The organism is Streptomyces sp. 3MP-14 (genome assembly GCF_006334905.2).
Taxonomy (GTDB): domain Bacteria; phylum Actinomycetota; class Actinomycetes; order Streptomycetales; family Streptomycetaceae; genus Streptomyces; species Streptomyces triticirhizae.
In genome coordinates this window covers 17,051-35,825 of the sequence record NZ_VDLZ02000002.1, presented here as the reverse complement: position 1 = coordinate 35,825, position 18,775 = coordinate 17,051, and the positions used below count along the sequence as shown (strand labels likewise).

The 18,775-nt window shown below is 69.7% G+C and carries 13 protein-coding genes and 1 tRNA gene; 9 read left to right on the top strand and 5 right to left on the bottom strand.

Annotated features, from left to right (window positions below; genetic code table 11):
• The first annotated feature begins 531 nt into the window (after nt 1-531).
• Together FH609_RS02635 and FH609_RS02630 are read left to right on the top strand one after the other, a co-directional pair.
• Nucleotides 532-1,473, top strand: a complete 942-nt coding sequence (locus FH609_RS02635) for an alpha/beta fold hydrolase (RefSeq protein ID WP_139667577.1) — start codon at nt 532-534, stop codon at nt 1,471-1,473.
• Nucleotides 1,474-1,615: 142 nt separating this feature from the next.
• On the top strand, nt 1,616-2,431 hold the full coding sequence (locus FH609_RS02630; protein ID WP_139667576.1) for an SAM-dependent methyltransferase: 816 nt from the start codon (nt 1,616-1,618) through the stop codon (nt 2,429-2,431).
• Nucleotides 2,432-2,558: 127 nt separating this feature from the next.
• On the opposite strand, the gene FH609_RS02625 is transcribed toward FH609_RS02630, so the two are convergent.
• A complete protein-coding gene (locus tag FH609_RS02625) occupies nt 2,559-3,485 on the bottom strand; it encodes a helix-turn-helix domain-containing protein (protein WP_139667575.1) in 927 nt (308 codons plus the stop codon).
• A 255-nt stretch (nt 3,486-3,740) separates the two neighbouring features.
• On the bottom strand, nt 3,741-3,977 hold the full coding sequence (locus FH609_RS02620; protein ID WP_139667574.1) for a DUF397 domain-containing protein: 237 nt from the start codon (nt 3,975-3,977) through the stop codon (nt 3,741-3,743).
• 231 nt (nt 3,978-4,208) lie between these two features.
• Between FH609_RS02620 and FH609_RS02615 the strand changes: the two genes are divergently transcribed.
• Both FH609_RS02615 and FH609_RS02610 read left to right on the top strand, forming a co-directional pair.
• On the top strand, nt 4,209-4,838 hold the full coding sequence (locus tag FH609_RS02615) for an ATP-binding protein (RefSeq protein WP_139667573.1): 630 nt from the start codon (nt 4,209-4,211) through the stop codon (nt 4,836-4,838).
• Nucleotides 4,839-5,012: 174 nt separating this feature from the next.
• A tRNA-Leu gene (locus FH609_RS02610) sits at nt 5,013-5,097 on the top strand.
• Here FH609_RS02610 and FH609_RS02605 read toward each other — a convergent pair.
• Nucleotides 5,063-6,619: a recombinase family protein gene (locus FH609_RS02605; protein WP_226961351.1), complete on the bottom strand. Its 1,557-nt coding sequence runs from the start codon at nt 6,617-6,619 to the stop codon at nt 5,063-5,065. The two genes, FH609_RS02610 and FH609_RS02605, sit on opposite strands and share 35 nt — an antisense overlap.
• Nucleotides 6,620-6,628: 9 nt before the next feature.
• Here FH609_RS02605 and FH609_RS31385 point away from each other — a divergent pair, with 9 nt between their 5' ends.
• The 5 genes from FH609_RS31385 to FH609_RS02585 all read left to right on the top strand — a co-directional run bounded on the left by FH609_RS31385 (nt 6,629) and on the right by FH609_RS02585 (nt 13,078).
• Nucleotides 6,629-7,564 carry a VirB4 family type IV secretion system protein gene (locus FH609_RS31385; protein WP_226961350.1) on the top strand — a complete coding sequence of 312 codons (936 nt, stop codon included), beginning with the start codon at nt 6,629-6,631 and terminating at the stop codon, nt 7,562-7,564.
• Nucleotides 7,565-7,584: 20 nt separating this feature from the next.
• The gene (locus tag FH609_RS02600) at nt 7,585-8,460 is read left to right on the top strand and encodes a GP88 family protein (protein WP_193317891.1); all 876 of its coding nucleotides are present in this window, start codon (nt 7,585-7,587) and stop codon (nt 8,458-8,460) included.
• Between the two features lie 117 nt (nt 8,461-8,577).
• Nucleotides 8,578-11,040 (top strand): type IV secretory system conjugative DNA transfer family protein, encoded by a 2,463-nt coding sequence (locus tag FH609_RS02595; protein ID WP_139667680.1) that lies wholly within the window; start codon nt 8,578-8,580, stop codon nt 11,038-11,040.
• A 49-nt stretch (nt 11,041-11,089) separates the two neighbouring features.
• Entirely contained in the window at nt 11,090-12,124 is a 1,035-nt protein-coding gene (locus FH609_RS02590) for a replication-relaxation family protein (RefSeq protein WP_193317890.1), read from the top strand.
• A gap of 132 nt (nt 12,125-12,256) precedes the next feature.
• Nucleotides 12,257-13,078 carry an NlpC/P60 family protein gene (locus FH609_RS02585; protein ID WP_139667571.1) on the top strand — a complete coding sequence of 274 codons (822 nt, stop codon included), beginning with the start codon at nt 12,257-12,259 and terminating at the stop codon, nt 13,076-13,078.
• Nucleotides 13,079-13,107: 29 nt separating this feature from the next.
• Here FH609_RS02585 and FH609_RS02580 read toward each other — a convergent pair whose 3' ends face one another.
• Together FH609_RS02580 and FH609_RS02575 are read right to left on the bottom strand one after the other, a co-directional pair.
• On the bottom strand, nt 13,108-14,832 hold the full coding sequence (locus FH609_RS02580) for a hypothetical protein (RefSeq protein ID WP_139667570.1): 1,725 nt from the start codon (nt 14,830-14,832) through the stop codon (nt 13,108-13,110).
• A 28-nt stretch (nt 14,833-14,860) separates the two neighbouring features.
• Nucleotides 14,861-18,682, bottom strand: a complete 3,822-nt coding sequence (locus tag FH609_RS02575) for a hypothetical protein (RefSeq protein WP_139667569.1) — start codon at nt 18,680-18,682, stop codon at nt 14,861-14,863.
• Between the last annotated feature and the right edge of the window lie 93 nt (nt 18,683-18,775).

Here is an 18,775-nt window from a genome sequence, read left to right as displayed (position 1 = left end):
CGGCTGACGCGGCGGGCCGGTCGGTGGCCGGTAGTCGGCCGGTAGTCGGTCGGTAGCCCGGTCGGTGGCCGGTAGTCGGTCGATGGCCGGTAGTCGGCCGGTGGGCGGTCGATGGCCGGTAGTCGGCCGGTAGTCGGTCGATGGCCCGGTCGGCGGTCGGTAGGCGGTCGATGGCCGGCCGGCGGGCCACCCGGTACGCGGCTGGCGTGGGCACCCGGCGGACGGGCTCGACGGGCGGCCCGGCCCGGCGCGACGGACGGTGGGCGGTGGGCGGTGGCCGACAGCCGGTGGCCGGCGAGCAACGGGCGGCGGGCGACGGGCCGCCCGGCGCGGCGAGCGGCGAGCGACGGGCGTGGGCACCCGGTCGGCGGGGCACGATCGGGTGCCATGAGCCGGCCCCGCGCAGGGAAGCGATCGCTTCGTGGAACGCCGCCGCGCGAACGCCCGCACGGGCACGCGCGGCGGACGGACCGGCAGCACACAGCGGAGACCCGGCACAGGCCGGCACCGGCCGGCACAGAGGAGTGAACGGTGGACCAGGCAACGCACACGACCCCACGCGCCGACTTCAGCACCGCCAGGGACGGGGTGCCGATCGCCACCTACAGCTGGCCGCCCGAACACGGCGGCCGGCCGCACGCCGTGGTGCAGATCGTGCACGGCGCGGCCGAACACGCCCTGCGCTACGACCGGTTCGCCAGGGAGCTGGCCGCGCACGGCTACGCCGTGGTCGCCTCCGACCACCGGGGGCACGGCGCGACCGCCGCGCACACCGGGGGCTTCGGCGCGGTGGGCGCATCCGGCTGGCGGGCCACGGTCGAAGACCTGCGGCTGGTCGGCGACCGCGCCCGCGAGACCCATCCGGGGGTGCCGCTGGTGATGCTGGGCCACAGCATGGGCTCCCAGCTGGCGCGGGACTTCGCGCAGGAGTACGGCGGGACGCTGCACGGGCTGGTCCTCAGCGGCACCTTCCGCTCGCTGCCGGGCTGCGAGCCGAGCGGCGCGATCGCCGGCCTCCAGGAGGAGATCGAGGCCGGCGGCCGGGACGCGCCCTCGACGTTCGTGCCCGACCTCTTCTCCTCGTTCAACGACCCCTATCCGCACCGCACCGGCTTCGAGTGGCTGAGCCGGGACCCGGCCGAGGTGGACGCCTATGTGGCGGACGAGCGGTGCGGCTTCGCGTTCGGCGCCGGGCTCTCGCTGGACTGGGTGCTGGGCGTGCGCAAGATCAACGACCCGGAGCAACAGGCCCGCGTTCCACGGGAGTTGCCGGTGCATGTGGCGGTCGGCGAGAAGGACCCCTGCCATGTCGGGATGACCCTGGTCTACGAACTGCTGGAGGACTTCCGCTACCACGGCACCCGGGAGCTGAGCTGGCGCGCCTACCCGGACGCCCGGCACGAGATCCTCAACGAGACCAACCGCGCCGAGGTCCAGGCCGACCTGCTGACCTGGCTCGACGAGCACCGCTGAGGCCCGCACGGCGTAACCACCGTCGACATTCGGACAGTTGTCTGCCCGTCGCGGCATGATGAACAGTCAACTACCGTGCGTCGTGCGAGGATACGTCCCCGTTGTGCAGGTTCCACGGAGAGTTTCCAGAGAAGAGGTCGTCATGGCCGGAGCCGAGGACGTCACCACCCGCGAGGTGGACGTCAACGTGCCCAGCGTCGCGCGCATATATGACTACGCCCTGGGGGGCAAGGACAACTACGCGGTGGACCGCGAGGCGTTCGACATGCTGGAGCGCACCGCGCCCAGCACCCGCCCGTTGGCCATCAACAACCGCCGCTTCCTCCAGCGGGCGGTGCGCATCCTCTCCGAGGAGTACGGCATCCGGCAGTTCGTGGACCACGGCTCCGGGCTGCCGACCCAGGACAACGTGCACCAGATCGCCCAGCGGATGGACCCCGAGGCGCGGGTGGTCTACATCGACAACGACCCGATCGTGCTGGCGCACGGCCGCGCCCTGCTGGAGGAGAACGCCAACACGGCGGTGATCCAGGCCGACTTCCGCGACACCGAGGGCATCTTCGGGCACCCGGACGTCGAGCGGCTGATCGACTTCGACGAGCCGGTGGCCGCGCTGTTCGTGTCGGTGCTGCACTGCATCCCCGACGAGGACGACCCGACCGGGCTGGTCCGCCGGGTGACCGAGCGGCTGGCCCCGGGCAGCTTCCTGGTGATCAACCAACTGGTCAGCGACGACTCGGAGTTGCGCTCCTCCATCACCACGTTCATGAACGAGTCGACCGGCGGCCGCTGGGGCCGGGTGCGCGAACAGGCCGACGTCCGGCGGTACTTCGAGGGTCTGGAGATCCTGGAGCCGGGCCTGGTCGAGATCAGCACCTGGCGCCCGGACAGCGACCTGGGGCCGAAGCAGAAGACCGAGGAGTGGATCGAGTTCGGCGGCGTGGCCCGCAAGCTCTGAGGACCGCGCGACGGCGCGACGGCGCACGGCACACACCGCGCACGGCGCGACGGCGGGCCGGGGGTTCAACTCCCCCGGCCCGCCGTTTCGTTGGCTGTCGACGCGCCGCGCCGCCGCGCCGGTGCGGCTATGCCTCGTCGGCCGCGCGCTCGTGTTCGGCGAGGACCTGCTCCAGCGTCGCCGGCGTCCGGCCGTGCGGCTCGGCGGTGGCGCAGAGGCTGTCCATCACGGCGAGGTAGTCCTCGACGTCCTCCCGCTTGTCCAGGTAGAGCGCGCTGTTGAGCTGCTCCAGGTAGACGATGTCGGGCAGGTCGGGCTCCAGGAAGCGCAGGATGGTCACCGGGCCGCCGGCGGCGGCCAGCCCGCCGAGGCGGAACGGCGCGATCTGGAGGGTGATGTTGGGGCGTTCGGCCATCTCCCGCAGGTGGCGGATCTGCTGCCGCATCGCCTCGGGCCCGCCCATCGGCCGGGTCAACGCGGCCTCGTCGACGACCGCCCAGAGCCGGGGCGCGCCGTCCCGCATAAGCAACTTCTGGCGTTCCAGACGGAGTTCGACGCGGCGGTCGACCTGCCGGTCGGTGGCCCTCGGGTTGCCGAGCCGGATGCAGGCCCGCGCGTAGTCGGCGGTCTGCAACAGGCCGGGCACGAACTGGACCTCGTAGGTGCGGATCAGTGAGGCGGCCTCCTCCAGGCCGATCATCGTCTCGAACCAACTGGGCAGCACATCCCCGTACTTCTGCCACCAACCGGGGGTGCTGGCCTGCCGGGCCAGGGCCAGGAACTGTCCGCGCTGCTCCTCGTCGGTCACCCCGTAGAGGGTCAGCAGGTCGGCGATGTCCCGCTCCTTGGCGGCGACGCGGCCCAGTTCCAGCCGACTTATCTTGGCGTGCGAACCTCGGATGGCGTCCCCCGCCGCCTCCCGACTGATCCCACAGCCCTCACGGAGCCGGCGCAGATGCGTGCCGAGCACGATCCGCAGAACCGTCGGCCCGCCCCTCGGATGAGTGAGCAGGTCCCTCACCGTAGGGGTCGGGCCAAGGTGAGCTGACGTCATGTGAGTTCCCCTGAGCTGTTGAATTAGCGCTCAAGTGTTGCACTGTTCGGACGAGGCGTACAGTCGCCTCGGCCGCACCCAGGGTGACACCCCGGGGGCGCCACCTCGGGCAACGCGCGCCGCTCGGGGGTGGGGGGACGTTCGGTCGGGTCGGCGGTCCGAGCCGGCCGCGCCGGACCGCCGACCACGCCGTGGGTCAACCCGGCACGGTCAACCCGTGGGTCGACTCGTCGATCAACCCGTCGGTCAACGCGGTCAGTCGACCAGGTCGTCGAAGTCCCCGTCCCTGGCTCCTTGCACGAAAGCGGTCATCTCCGCCCTGGTGTAGACGAGCGCGGGGCCCTCGGGGTCCCGCGAGTTCCGCACCGCGACGCCTCCGTCGGGCAGGGCGGCCACCTCGACGCAGTTTCCGTTCGGGTTGCTGCGCGCACTCTTCCGCCAGCTCACGCCGGTGATCCGAGTGGCCGACACTCCGTTGACGAAATCCGGCATTCGCACTCCTCGGGTTGGGTCGTGCCTGCATCCGCACGCCGTGGGGTGGCGTGCGGCCTCCCTGATACTGCCCCAACTCCCGGCGTTCTTGCATCCGTTCTTGCATCCGTGGCTTGCATCTGTTCTTGCGTTCGTTCTTTCAGATGTACTTGCAGCGATACTCTGAGTCCCCCAGGATAGACTCTGCGGAGTCACCGCCTGGGTCATGTCGGACACCCGCGGAGGTCGGTCATGTCAGCTCTCCCCTACGCCTCGATGGCGACGCTCGCCGCTGCCGGGCGGCGGACCCCGTCGGCGGACGTGGCGGGCTTCGCGACGTTCCCCCTGCCGGGAGAGCCGGGCGCGGCGAGATCGGCGCGCTCCCTGACCCGGGCCACCCTCACCGACTGGGACCTCGACGAACTGGTCGGGGACACCACGGTGGTGGTCTCCGAGTTGGTGACCAACGCCCTCAGGTACGGCCTGCCGGCCGGCTCCCGCCCCAGCCCGCTGCCGCCGGCCAGCGAGGACCAGCCGCTGCTGTTGAGCCTGGTGCACTGCGAACGCTCGGTGCTCTGCGCGGTCTTCGACCCCGGCCAGGACGTGCCGCTGGCGCGGACCCCCGAGCCGTACCAGGAGTCGGGACGCGGGCTGAAGGTGCTGGACGCCCTCGCGAAGAACTGGGGCTGGACCACGCCCGATCGGCACGGCAAGGCGGTCTGGGCGCTGCTGGCCGTCGACGAGCCGAGGGACGGCGGGGCAGCGACGCCGCAGTGGGAGCCGTTGAGCCGGCTGCTGTTACTCCTGGAACTGCTCAGCGGGCCGTCCTGGCTGAAGGCCCTCGGCTCCACCTCGGGCGCGGTGACCTCCCGCGCCAACTAGCCCCGCGCTTCCCGCTCCGCCGCCCGGCCACGCCCTCCCCCTCCCGGGGCGGGCCGGGCGGCTTCCGCGGGCCGGGGCGGCGGTGGTCGCCGGGCTCCGCCGGCGGGAACGGTGGGCTCGGAAGCTTGGTATGGTTGACCCGTCGCCGCGGCCGAAGCGCCGCGCACACCTGATGTCCGGGTGGCGGAATGGCAGACGCGCTAGCTTGAGGTGCTAGTGCCCGTTTAAGGGCGTGGGGGTTCAAGTCCCCCCTCGGACACGGACTTTATCCCCAACTCGTGCGGGTCGAGGCAAGCCTCGGCCCGCACGAGTTGTTTCTCGGGCTGGTAGGTCAGGGTCAGTCCCAGGCTCCGGTAGACGTCGGCCTTCGCCTCCGGGTCCGCAGTGGCGAGGGTCTCGCTGATCGATCCGAGCGGTTTGATCATGCTGTGGATCTCCTCCCTGGTCATCCTGCGCTGTGCGGAGACCTTGCGACTCCGCGCGGCGGCTTCGGCCCGGCGGGCCTGGACCTCGGCGGTCCAGGCGGCGACGAGCTTGGGGTCGGTGCCGGCTTCGAGGGCTTCTCGGTAGCGAGCGAGCTTGGCGTCACACTCGGCGATCACCTGGGCGTGGTCCTCGGCACCGGCGGCCGGGGTGATGTCGGGCTGGGCGGCCTGCATCCGTTCGATGGTGTCGGCCAAGCGGTCGGGGGCGAAGGCGCCGGCGAGCCAGGCGTCGAGCCGTGGCAGGAGATCGGCCTCGTTGAGGTAGACGTTGCGCGGGTGGTCGATGGTGTTGGCCAGGGAGTACTCGTTGGGGAAGCGACAGCGGTAGTACAGGCGCTGTTTGCTCTGCTGGCCCTGCATCCGTCGGTTGCAGATGCCGCAGTGGAGTAGTCCCCGGAACACGTAGGGGTGCCGGGTGGTCTGGCGTTCGCGGTGCTTACGGCTGGCTCCCTTGCCGGCGAGCATCTGCTGGACCGCTTGGAAGGTCTCCATGTCGATCAACGGTTCGTGGACGACGTTGGCGGACCACACCCAGGTGTCCTTGTCGTTCCAGCGCAGCTTCGTCTCATGGCCCAGGGCGACGTTGTTGACGTCGAGGAGGACTTCGTCCTTGCGCTGCTTGTTCCACACCTGGTGGCCGGTGTAGCGGGGGTTGGTCAGGATCACGCGCACCGCTCCCTTGGACCAGGCGACGCCGCTGCGGTGGCGGTTGCGGGCCCGGTCGTGGGCCGAGGGGCAGGGGATGCCGGCCCGGGTGAGGGCTTCGGCGATGGCATACAGCCCGCGTCCGGCGCTGTAGTGAAGGTAGATCCGTTGGACGACCCAGGCGGTGTCCGGATCGGGTTCAAGGCGGTGCAGGCGACGCCCGTCGGCGGCCTTGGTGGGGTTGGGGTGTGGTCCGGCGTCCGCGAGTCGGTACCCGTACGGGGGGCGTCCGCCGAGGAAGCGGCCTTCGAGTTTCGTCTGCGCGGACATGGCGGTGCGTACCCGGATCTTGATCCGGGTACGTTCGCCCTTGCTCATCCCGCCGAAGACGGACATCACCATGTCGTGGGCTTCGGATTCGGGGTCGATCGGGCCGCCGACCTCCGGCACCCACAGGGGTACCCCGTAGTGGGTGAAGAGAGGGAACGTCAGGCCGAACTGGTTGCCGTAGAAGGCACGTTGCGGCTCGCCGATCACCACGGCGTCGAAGCCTCGGTGGGGGTCTCTGAGGGCGTCCAGCAGCGCGGCGGCACGTGGCCTCCGCGCCCAGGGGATGGACCGGGACTGTCCGGAGTCGAAGAACTCCGCCACGATCTGCCCTTGCGACCCGATCAGGGCCTCCGAGACGGCCGGCGCACCGCGCCCCGCGACGCGCTGGTGCGGCGGTCGTTGTTCCTTCACACCGTCATCGGCGTGCTCCTCGGCGCCCAGCTCACCCCCGGCGAACGCGCCAGCCTCGACCGCGCCATCACCACCACCTACCAGCAGGCCGGGATCACCGGCGACCCGCGCACCTGGCCCCGCCCGGCCCCGCTGCTGGCCGACCTCGCCCACAGCCTCGAACGCTCCGACGACACCGAGGCCGCCGACCTCGCCGCCCGCCTCCATCCCTATGTCCACGGCGCGTTCGCCGGTCTGTTCAACGGACCCACGAGCAGCCGGCCCGACGGCCACCTCGTCGTCTTCTCCCTGCGCGACCTGCCCGACGAACTCAAGGCCATCGGCACCCTGCTGACCCTCGATGCCGTGTGGCGCCGGGTGTCCAACCCGGCCATCCGCCGCCCCCGCCTGGTGGTGGTCGACGAGGCATGGCTGCTGATGCGTGACCCGGCCGGCGCGGACTTCCTCTTCCGCATGGCCAAGGCCAGCCGAAAGCAGTGGGCCGGCCTCACCGTCGCCACGCAGGACACCGCCGACGTGCTGGCCACCGAGCTGGGCAAGGCCGTCGTCGCCAACGCCGCCACCCAGATCCTGCTGCGCCAGGCATCCCAGGCCATCGACGAGATCAGCACCGTCTTCAACCTCTCCGACGGCGAGCGACAGTTCCTCCTCTCCGCCGAGCGCGGCCAGGGCCTCCTCTCGGCCGGTACGCAGCGCGTCGCCTTCGAGGCCACCGCCTCAGCGGCGGAGCACCGGCTGGTCACGACCAACCCCGCCGAACTCGCCACCTACGACAACGAACCCGACACGACGGAACAGGAACGGGCCCCGTTCATCGACCTCGACCCGCCGAGCCACGACCACCTGGCCGCCTGACCGCCCGGCCCGCTTCCGAGATGCCCCTCCCGACCCCGGAGGTGAACTCCCCCTTGCCGCATCCGCCCAACACCGTCGAGCGCCCCAAACGACTCCTCACCCAGAACCGCCGACTGCGTTCGATGGGGATCTGGACCTGGACCCTGCCCGCCTGGGCCGGCCGCTTCCCCGACGGCCGCACCTACAACACCTGCCCTTCCGCAGGGATATGCAGCTCGGTCTGCTACGCCCGCCACGGCACCTACACCTGGCCCCAGGTCCTGGCCAAGCACCAGGCGAACCTCCGCTTCGTGCTCGACGACCTCGCCGGCTGGGAACGCGCCATGGTCACCGAGCTGGGCGCGCGCCGGTTCCGTGGTACCTGGGTGAGAATTCACGACTCCGGCGACTTCTTCTCCGACGCCTACACCCTGGCCTGGCTCCGCGTGGCGCGTGCCCGCCCCGACGTGACCTTCTACGCCTACACCAAGGAGGTCGCGAGGTTCCGGGCGCTCGTCGAGCCCGACCCGCCGGAGAACCTGTTGTGGGTCTACAGCTACGGCGGTATCCAGGACTCCGCCCTGAACGTTGAGCGGGACCGGGTCGCGGATGTCTTCCCCGACGAGGCAGCCATCCGCGAGGCCGGCTGGAACTCGCAGCAGGCAAACGACCTCCTCGCCGTGCTCGGACCGCAACTCGTCGGCGTCCCCGCCAACCGCATCCCCCACCTCGTCAAGCGCCTGAACGGCCGGACCTTCCGCGCCTGGCAGGCCGAAGTCGAGGCCGAACGGGCCGAACGTAGTTCCCGCACCACACGACGCGGCCATCTGCGGCTCCTGCCCGGTGGTCATGCTCGCGGTGACGCCTCGCGGTCCGGGGCGCCGTCCGCCGCCGCACGCGACGACCGGGCCGCGTAGCCGCCACCCGGGCCTTGCCCTCCCCTTCCCCTGGACTCCACAGGAGCGACCGTGAACCGTTCCTTCGTCTCGTCCTCTCCGCCTGCCGGTCGTCCCGAAGTGCGGTCGAACTCCCCGGTGCACGACTACCTGCGCGATCCCTCCGGAGCACTCGACGGTCTGTTGGACGACGTCCTGGCGTGGGCCGCCGAGTGGGGACTGCTGACCGGCATCGTCGCCGTGCTCGCCCTCGCGGGGCTGGGCCTCATGTGGCTGTGGTGGCGACGGCACTGCCGCGCGCGGATCTCCGCCAACGCCAGGATCGTACGCATCCTCCCCCCACCGGAGGTGGATGCGAGCGGCGGCGCCGCCCTGTGGGCCAACCTGGTCGGGCTGCTGCGACCGGCGATCAGGCGCCTGGCCGGTCAACCGCATGTCGTCTTCGAGTACGTCACCGACCGGGAGACGCTCTCCCTCCAGCTGTGGGTGCCCGGCGTCGTGCCACCGGGGCTGGTGGAGCGAGCCGTTGAGGCGGCCTGGCCCGGGGCGCACACCCGCACGACTCCGGCCGCCAGCCCACTCCCCGGCCGGCTGTCAAAGGACGGGGGCGGGGAAATCGAGTTGGTGGCGGGCCAGTTGCGGCTGGCCCGCAGCGAGGCGCTGCCGATCCGCACCGGCTTCGCCACCGACCCCATCCGGGCTCTGCTCGGCGCCCCGGTCGGACTGGGCCCCGGCGAACGCGCCGTCGTGCAGATCCTGGCCCGCCCGGTGGCCGGGCGCCGGGTGGGCGCCGCCCGGCGCGCTGCCCGCCGACTGCGCTCCGGGCGCTCGCCCCATACGATCAGCCGCCTGCTGGAGACGTTCCTACTGCCCGGGCCCACCCCGCGTCGCCCGACGCGCGCGGGCCAACTCCAGGACCGCCACACGGTGTTGGAGACGGCGGCCGAGGACCGGGCGATCGTGAACAAGGCGCGCGGCGCCCACTACGAGACGCTGGTCCGCTTCGCGGTCTCCAGCACCCTGCCCCACCCGTCCGACAGCATCGAACGGGTCGCCGTGCGCGACCGGTTGACCGGCCGCGTCCACGCGTTGGCAGCCGCCTTCGCGACGTTCAGCGAGCACAACTACTACCGCCGCACCCGGCTCAGCGACCGACGCGCCCTCGCTCGACTGACCGAACGGCGCCTGGGCCGGGGCGATCTGATGTCCGTCGATGAAGTCGCCGTGCTCGCTCACCTCCCCTGGGACGCGGACATCCCGCAGCTGGATCGGGCCGGAGCACGCGCCGTCGCCCCACCCCCCGGCATCCCGGCGCCCGGCCCCGGCGTCAAGCCGCTCGGGCGCACCGACAGCGGCCGGCCCCGCCCCGTGGGTCTGCACGTCGCCGACTCCCGCCACCACCTGCACATCCTCGGGGCAACCGGCTCGGGGAAGTCCGAGCTGATGGCCCGCCTCATCCTCGACGACGCCGAGGCCGGCCGAGGGGTCGTCGCCGTGGACCCCAAGGGCGACCTGATCCAGGACGTGCTGGCCCGGCTACCCGAGGAACTCGGCGAACGGGTCGTGCTCTTCGACGCCGACAGCTCCGCCCGCCCTCCCGTCCTCAACCCCCTCGAAGGTCCGGATACCGCCCGCATCGTCGACAACCTCATGAGCATCTTCTCCCGGGTCTACGCCTCCTCCTGGGGCCCGAGGACGGACGACATCCTGCGCGCCGGCCTGCTGACGCTGCGAGCCCGCCCCGGCGACGAGGCGCCGCTGCTGACCGACCTGCCCACCCTGCTCACCGACCCCGCCGCCCGCCAGCGCGCGGTCAACCAGCTCGACGACGACCTGCTGAAGGGCTTCTGGACCTGGTACGGGAAGCTCTCCGACCCCGCCGCCGCGCAGATCACCGCCCCGCTGATGAACAAGCTCCGAGGGCTGCTGCTGCGGCCGTTCGTCCGCAACGCCCTGGCCGGCGGGCCCTCCACCGTTGCCATCGACCGCGTCCTCAACGAAGGCGGCATCTGCCTGGTGCGCATCGCCCGAGACGCCCTCGGGCTGGAGACGTCCCGGCTGTTCGGCTCGCTGATCGTGGCCCGCACCTGGCAGGCCGCCACCGCCCGCTCCCACCTGGGCCAGCACCAGCGCCCCGACGCCAGCCTCTACCTCGACGAGGCGCACAACTTCCTCAACCTGCCGTACCCGTTGGAGGACATGCTCGCCGAGGCACGCGGCTACCGGCTGTCCATCACCCTCGCCCACCAGTACCTGCGCCAGCTCCCGAGGGAGTTGGAGGAGGGCATCTCGGCCAACGCCCGCACGAAGGTCTACTTCAACGCCTCGCCAGAGGACGCCCGGGTCCTGGCCCGCCACACCGCTCCACGCCTCGCCGAGCAGGACCTCTCCCACCTCGGCGCCTACACCATCGCCGTCCGCCCGGTGCTGCGAGGCGCCGAGACCGGCGCGTTCACCGCCGTCACCGAGAAGCTTCCACCCCGCATCCCCGGCCGCGCCAGGACCATCCGCGCCACCGCCGCCCGCTCCACCCGCACCCGGCCCACCGCGCTCCAGGCCCAAGCCCGACCGGCCGCCTCGGACCCCCGCCGCACACCATGACCCGGGCCGCTCCCCCGACAACTCCGCCCCCGCAACGAGAGGTTCCTCCGTGACCGACGAATACCCCTTCCGCCGTCCCCTGCGCAGCCACCAGCCACGTCGCCTCACCTCCCGGCTGGCCGTCAACGGCGCGCACCTGGCCCTGCTCGCCGGACGCCTCACCGCCCGCGACCGGTGGCTGGCCCGGATGGTGCACGAGCACAAGGTCCTGACCACCCACCAGATCGCGCAGATCGGCTGGCCCTCCGTCCGTTCCGCCAACCTGCGCCTGCTCCAGCTGTACCGGTGGCGCATCCTCGACCGCTTCCAGCCGTTCACCGTCAGCGGCTCCGCCCCCATGCACTACGTCCTCGACACCGCCGGCGCCGCCATCCTCGCCGCCGAAGACGGCCTCGACCCCCGCAAACTCGCCTACCGACACCACACCGCCATCGGCATCGCCCACTCCCGGCAGCTCGCCCACACCACCGGCACCAACGGGCTGTTCACCACCCTCATCGCCCGCGCCCGTCACCCTGCCGCCCAGGAACGCCTGACCGCGTGGTGGTCCGAAACCCGCTGCACGTCAATCTTCGGCGACATCGTCCGCCCCGACGCCTACGGCCGCTGGCACGACCAGCAGGCCGGAACCACCGAGTGGTTCCTGGAGTACGACCGTGGCACGGAGCCGCTCACCAAACTGGCGGGAAAGCTCGGCCGGTACCACCAACTCGCCCGCGCCTCCGCCATCACCACCCCCGTGCTCTTCTGGCTCCCGTCCGCCGCACGGGAAAGCGGCGCCCGCACCGCCCTCGCCGCCGCGCACCAGTCGCTCGACGACCCCACCCTCGTCCCCGTCGCCACCACCCACACCAACGCCGCGCCCCCGAACAACGGCGACCCCGCCGCACCCCGCTGGCTCCCCCTCCCCGGCAGCCAGAGCGGACGCCTCCCTCTGGCCGGCCTCACCCGCGCCTGGCCCCACCTCCCCCCGGTCTCCCCCACGTCCGCGCAGAACACCGCCACCCCCGGCTCCGGCCTCCGGCCGCCCCCGCCCATGCCGCCCAACCGACCTTCGCTTGCTGCGACTTCGGAAGGGTGGTGAACCACCACGTTCAAGATCACCGCCGCGTTCCTCACCGGCCTCCTACTCCTGGTCGCCCTCGGCGCCGCCGGAGCAGCCGGCACACTCCCCACCCTCACCGGCCAGGGCACCAGCTCACCCAGCCGCACCGCCATGCAGGACATCCCGCCGGAGAACTACGCCCTCTACACCGCAGCGGCAGGGACCTGCCCGGGCCTCGACTGGACCGTCCTCGCCGCCATCGGGAAGGTCGAGAGCGACCACGGCCGCTCGCCCCTCGACGGCGTCACCAGCGGCACCAACCCGGCCGGCGCCCGTGGACCGATGCAGTTCCTCCAGCCCACCTTCGACGAGGTCACCACCGAACACCCTCCACCCCCCGGCGGGGCCCAACCTCCCTCCCCCTACAACCTCCACGACGCGACGTACGCCGCAGCCGCCTACCTGTGCGACTCCGGCGCCCGAACCGGCGAAGACCTCCCCGGCGCCCTCTTCGCGTACAACCACGCGGACTGGTACGTCGCCGACGTCCTCACCCAGGCCGCGCAGTACCAGAGCACCACCACCATCGGCGGCGACAACGACACCACCCCCGCCGCCCTCCAGGCCATCAACTACGCCCAGGGACAACTCGGTCTGCCCTACCTCTGGGGCGGCGACGGCCCCACCGCCGGCGAAGACGGCTTCGACTGCTCCGGCCTCACCCGCGCCGCCTACGAAGCCGCCGACATCACCCTCCCCCGCGTCGCCCAGGACCAGTACAACGCCGGCCCCCACATCCCCGAAGACCAACTCCAGCCAGGCGACCTCGTCTTCTACGGCACCCCGGACGAAATCCACCACGTCGGCCTCTACATCGGAGCCGACCAGATGATCCACGCCCCAAGAACCGGAGAACTGATCCAGATCGCCCCGTACCGCTACGCGGGAGACGACTTCGCGGGAGCGACTCGGCCCTCCGCCTCTCCTGCATAGGTTCCCCGCCCGGCCTCAATAGGCTCGGGTCAAAGCTTGCCGGCAGGCCAACCGGTCGGCCCCCGGCAATTGTCGTTTATCGCCGACCACCTGTTGGGAAGCGGCGGCCGGTATCGGTTCAACCTCACCGCTTCTCCGTGCGGCCCGCAGGAGGCCAAAGGAGAGAGGAGATACTCGGAGTAGGGAGCGAGGCGGGTATCACCGGCTACGACGAGTGCGTCGACGGTGCGCTGCCAGTCGCTCAACAGCCCGGCTCCCTCGGCGGCTGTTCTGATCCGTACGAGCCAGTCGGTCAGGTAGTAGCAGCGGTCAGCGACCGCTCCGGGGTCTGCGAGCACTGCTTGCGCAACCCAGGGCACACCGACGCAGGCCTGCTCGGGAGCCGGGAGCGATGACGCAAGGAATCGGACGAGGGCGTCAACGCAGGTGGGCTTGCCAGCCGCGACGTCGAGCCATCGGTGGACCGTGGCTTCCCAGGCGATCGGATCCCACCAGACGATGGGCTTGCCGGTCCTCTCCGAGTGCAGGTAGGTGCCGTCACTTGCTGGTGTGGGTAGAAGGGCGGCGACAGTGTAGCCCCTACCGTGAATTCTATTGTCAAACGGGGAGTGCCCGGCCTCGTGGGCGTCAATGATGTGTGAGACAAGGCGTGGCCAGACGCCGCGGGCGGTCTCGGCGTACCGTTCACTCTCTTCGGCTGCGGCGCTCAATGCGCGCAGTGCCTGATCAAGCACGATTGAGTTGTCGACGTAGGCGCCAATGTGCCTGAGGATGGCAGTGTCGTCATTGAGGACGAGCAGAGCACGGGCAGCGGCCAACGAGTGCGTGCCGCGATGGTCTATGCCGCGTTCGTGCGCCAGCAGCCCACGCCGCTGCGCGTCGAGCAGCACATCGAGCAGGGTGCGGGCCTCGTCGGACACGCAGTTCCCCGCAACGGCAGCTGGCCCGAGCGCCCGGATCGCCGCGTCAAGTCTAGGTACGTAGATCTTGTCGTCGGCCACGGCAGGCAGAGTGTCGACAATCGGGTCATCGAGCGCCGCGATGGGGTATCTCTGAAGCTCCATGTCCCAGGCGCCGAGCGCGCAGTCTCGCATCATGTCGATCGTGATACGCAACGCGACACCGTGCGGACATGTGACGTCGTGGACGCACGGAGATGTCCACACGCTGTCAAATCCCCGGGCGAGGAAGAGCCTGGTCTGAAGCACTTTTGCTCGAGCGAGACCTGTCACGGCCGCTTCAACCCTCGCGAGAGCCCTGGCTCCGTCAGCACCGTCGAGGGCGCGACGTATGCCGATGGCAGCGGGCGTAAGGAGCAGCGGCAGGGAACGAGCTGCGCTGCGGTCCGCACCGTGGGAGAAGTAGGCCTTCTCAGTATCGTGGTCTCGTTCTGGCATGTCGCCTTCACCGATTCGCAGCACGATGTCAGCGGCACTCTTGACGGTATCGTCGGATAGCGGCAACTTGTGCACTAGACGCTGGACGAGCACGTAGACCGCAACTGCGGCGGGCGCATTCCAGGCCATCGGGTCGGTCTCTGCCGCGTCATCGAGCAGAGCGACCGCCGAATTCAGGTCGGCGACCATGTCCTCAATCGTGATTGGTTCGGTCCTGGCGTCCTCCTGTCTCAGGCGATAGCGGGCCATCAACCGCATCGCCTCTTGACTCCGCAGGACTCCGCGCATCCCGTCAGTTAGGACCGCGACGACCTCCGCCGGCGGATGACTTTCGGCCACGAACCCGTCATCGGTCACTTGCACCGTGTATGTCGAGCGGTCCAAATCAGCAGCCCAAGCGCGCCGTGCTCAACTCCAGTTCCCCGGCCGCCCTGGGCACTTCGTCTCCGAGGTACTCCAAGCGACGGCGAACCTTCTCCACGAGTCTCAACCCGACGAGCCGCAACTCTTCTGCTCGCTCGGGTCCCGCACCAAGCACTAGTGTCGCGGCTACCCTGCGTGGAGACCATCCCCGTCGGTCCGCAGCCACCACGCCCTCCGAGGAGGCGCTCAGACCGCCGATTTCATGCGCGACCCGCGCACACTCGAAGTGCCAGACGTCGGGTTCGGCCAGGAACCGGTCGATCAGCGTCTGGGCCTTGCTCAAGTGCCGCACGAGAATACCGACGACGAGAGCAAGCATGGCGACGTTGTTGCAGCCATCCAGCAATATATGGATCACGTTTTCAAGCGGCACGCCCAACTCAAAGATCTCGTCGCAGACCCGCTCCAACGCCTGCAGCGCGCTCATGCACGGATAAGGCCCGTCGCCCGTGCCGCGATACGAGTTCCATGTCCCGGAGTCCCCGACATACGTGTGGGGTGCGCCCGTGATGTCCAGTTCGGCACGGTACTGGTCAACATCGCTGATCACCGACTGCGAGTGCTCATCAACTCCGGTCAGAATCCGGACTCGCACGGTCGCGGCGTGGTTCAGAATTCGGTTCAGGACTGATACGCCGTTGCGAAAGTCGGTTTGGAACAGAACCATGAACGGGCCCCGGCACCAGGCGGCCAGCGGCATAGCGGGACCGACCCACTTGTGGTCGCGCACACCCTCATCACGGCCATGTCCGTAGCTTCCGTCGTCTTCCTCATCCAGGTAGTAGGCCAGCACCATGTCAGCGAGGAAGCCCCGCTTGTAGGCCGCCAATGCCCGCCCACAGCAAACTCCTTCCAAGGCCGAAGCCAGATACTCGGGCGCAGCGTCCGCGATACGTCGCAGCACCGCTTCGCCATCCTCGCCCAAGTCGGGACCAAGCAGCGCGAGCAGCTCAACCACTGTCTCGTCGGTGATCTCCTGCGAGATCGCCGGCCGCTGACGACGTCGCTGGAGGCGCGGATAACCGATCTGCCCGAAGAACTGCTGCATAGCGCGCTGTTCATCGGTGATCGCAACGCTCGTCCGTGCTCGTTCTTCTTCCCTGTCGCGAAGCCGTTGATCAGCAGCCGCGCAAAAGCGCAACAGCCGGACCCGCAACTGCTCCCTCAGCGGGTGTCCCCCTGGTACCTCGGAGTGGACGAGCGAGCGCAGCCAGTCGGCCAGCAGGGTCCGTACCTCGTCGCCGGTTCGCCACGGTGTCTCGTCATCCAGCAGCAGCTCCACCAGAGGCTCTACCGCTGCGACCCGTACGAACGCGTGCTGATCACGCAGTCGTTGATCCACCAATCGGATCAACCGTCGCACCCCAGCACGGCCTTCCCCTTGGAGTTGCGGCCATGCCTCCCGCAACACCGGCCGCGGGTCTGCGAGGGTCAGAAGCGCCTCCCCCGGCACGTCGGTCCACCGCTCCCCATGCCCGGCAGCAACCAACTCGTCGAACTTGCACTGCCATCGTACGAACCGCCCGGCCACCGGGTTCGAGTTACTGGCTGGTGCAACGAGCACAGCTTGACATGCCAACCGGGCCGCGCCCAACGCCCATCTCGGCACTCCGGCATCGACCAACACTCGCATCGGGTCGCCCTCGGCGAGCAGTAGCCACGCCACCGCATACCGGCGCACTTCGTCGTGCGCGAACTCCGGCAGCGGACGAAACGGGTTGTCCAGAGATGTGCGCAGCAACCCGTCCTTGCGCAGCCCGGCCAGCGCGTCCGGGTCAATCGACGCGGCAACAGCAAGTTGATCGCCACCCTGCAGAGCGTGGCGCGAAAGCAGGAGCATGGCGACTTCACGCGCATCGAGAATGCCATGGTCCTTCGAACCGTTCCGTCGGACAAGGCCGGCCCAGACCTGTCGCATCGCGTCAAAATCGCTGACTGGAACTCCGTGCACACCGCCGCGCACCAGCAGATCCACGACCACTGGTCGCCGCAGCAATTCCCGCGACCGTGGATTGGCCGCCATCGCCTCCAGTTCCTTGAACTCCGCCACAACCAGGTCGATCTGCGAGTCCGTCAGCGGCGACACCGCTACCTCGACCAGTTCCTGGCCAAGGCGTCCGGACATGGCATCCGTGACCAGCTGCTTCGCATCACTCGCCGTAACCGCTACCACCGTCACACCGACCGTGGCCGCTGCATCCACGACGTATGTCAGCAGAGTCTGGGCGCCCTCGGTGATCGCGTCCGCGCCATCCACGACCAGAGCCCGGGTCGGCGCGGACATCTCCGCCAGCAGATCCCGCAGCGGAATCCCCAACACTCCCTCGAATTCCAGCGGAGTACTTGGCAGGTGCCGCAGGTTCATACACACGATCTGCGTCGTCCCAGCCGCCCCGCCCGCAACGGCGACGTCCACCTTGTGATCGGCAGACCTCGATTCTTCCTCCGCGCCTGCCGTGCTCATCGCTGTCAGCGAGCGGAGCGCTACCGCCGACTTCCCAACACCTGACTCACCATGCAGGACCACGCCGCTCGCTGCCCCAACCGCAGCCACCAGCGCCACCGCCACATCGTCCCGGTCCAGGCGAACGCGCCGCGCGCCGTCCTCGGAGACGATCTCGTCACTGACCGCTGATCGCGCCTGCTTCTCCAACAATTCAAGCGCCCGCCATCCCGTGCGATGACGGCGAACTGCCGGATCCACCAAGTCGTGGACCATCCGCCGCAACATCGACAGGTTCACCGAGGCTGCCGAGGGGGCCCAATGGTCCGCCAGCACCAGCAGCCGATCCCGCAGTGATGTCCCCCCGGGACGGTCCCTACGACGTGACACCGGGGTCAGCGAATCCGCCAGCGCCGACCACTCCGAATCGTTCGCACTCTCCACTCGTGGCATCAGCACCACCAGTCGGGACAGCAGTTCCCACGCCTGCTGCTCAACAACACGCGCCGGCGGTTCCGGAACCCCAAGATCAACCAGTGCCCGCCGAACCAGCTTCTCGACCTGCCTCAAGCGCTCACGCACTGGCTGTTCAAACTTCTTCGGTGTCCGAACCAACCCGAAGAACCCATCTGCACCTGATTGGTTAGTTGCTAGGTCAGCCAAGGTCTTCAGCTGCTCCGCATGGTCCTGCGGCCCTGCGACGGCCAGCCCAAGTCGCAACTCCGGTCCATCCGAGGGCGAGTTCAACAGCTGCTTCACGAACGCCCTGAACAACCCTCGCGACTTTTCATCGCTGTCCACCACGTTGGGGGTGCGCCGCGCCGCCACCGCCAAGATCAGCGACGGCTCGTCCTCGTCCTCCGTGGCAGCCCCGACCACCAGATCGTCCACGGTGAACTCCGGGGCCTGCTGGAATGCGACCGACACGACGGTCCTACTCGGGCCCAACCCGACCGCCCCGTGCCCGAGCAACAACCGCGCCAGGTAGTCGGCTGCGACCTTTCGCTCAAACGTCACGCCCCCGCCGCCGGTCGACACCGGACTCGCCCCGGCTTCTGCTATCGACGTGCCCTCTGCACCGCGACGCTCAGACCGCCATGCACGCACGAGTTCGCTGTCCGTATTCAAGCGCCACAGAACTGTCCCGCCCAACCGACTCGACCGCACAAGGCAGACGGCCTCCAACCGCCGCAGCCGGCTCAATGCAGTCGTCGACGACACCTTCAACTCGGATGCGAACGTCCGCCCCGACACCGGCTCGTCCTGACCAGCGACCGCGATCAGCAAGGCGTAATAGTTCCCACCGAGAATCGAGTACAACATCTCCGCAGTGCCAGCCACGCTCTCATCGTAATCCGCGCCCAGAGGCCGCCGAGGCGCTCCAGCAGAGACTTTCGTCCGTTAGCTGCCGGATGCACGCGGGGGCACTCATCG

Excerpts from the sequence above, each read along its gene's own strand:
- FH609_RS02630 (WP_139667576.1), top strand. The coding sequence starts at position 1,616 with ATGGCCGGAGCCGAGGACGTCACCACCCGCGAGGTGGACGTCAACGTG.
- FH609_RS02620 (WP_139667574.1), bottom strand. The coding sequence starts at position 3,977 with ATGCCGGATTTCGTCAACGGAGTGTCGGCCACTCGGATCACCGGCGTG.
- FH609_RS02600 (WP_193317891.1), top strand. The coding sequence starts at position 7,585 with ATGCCCCTCCCGACCCCGGAGGTGAACTCCCCCTTGCCGCATCCGCCC.
- FH609_RS02615 (WP_139667573.1), top strand. The coding sequence starts at position 4,209 with ATGTCAGCTCTCCCCTACGCCTCGATGGCGACGCTCGCCGCTGCCGGG.
- FH609_RS02625 (WP_139667575.1), bottom strand. The coding sequence starts at position 3,485 with ATGACGTCAGCTCACCTTGGCCCGACCCCTACGGTGAGGGACCTGCTC.
- FH609_RS02585 (WP_139667571.1), top strand. The coding sequence starts at position 12,257 with ATGCAGGACATCCCGCCGGAGAACTACGCCCTCTACACCGCAGCGGCA.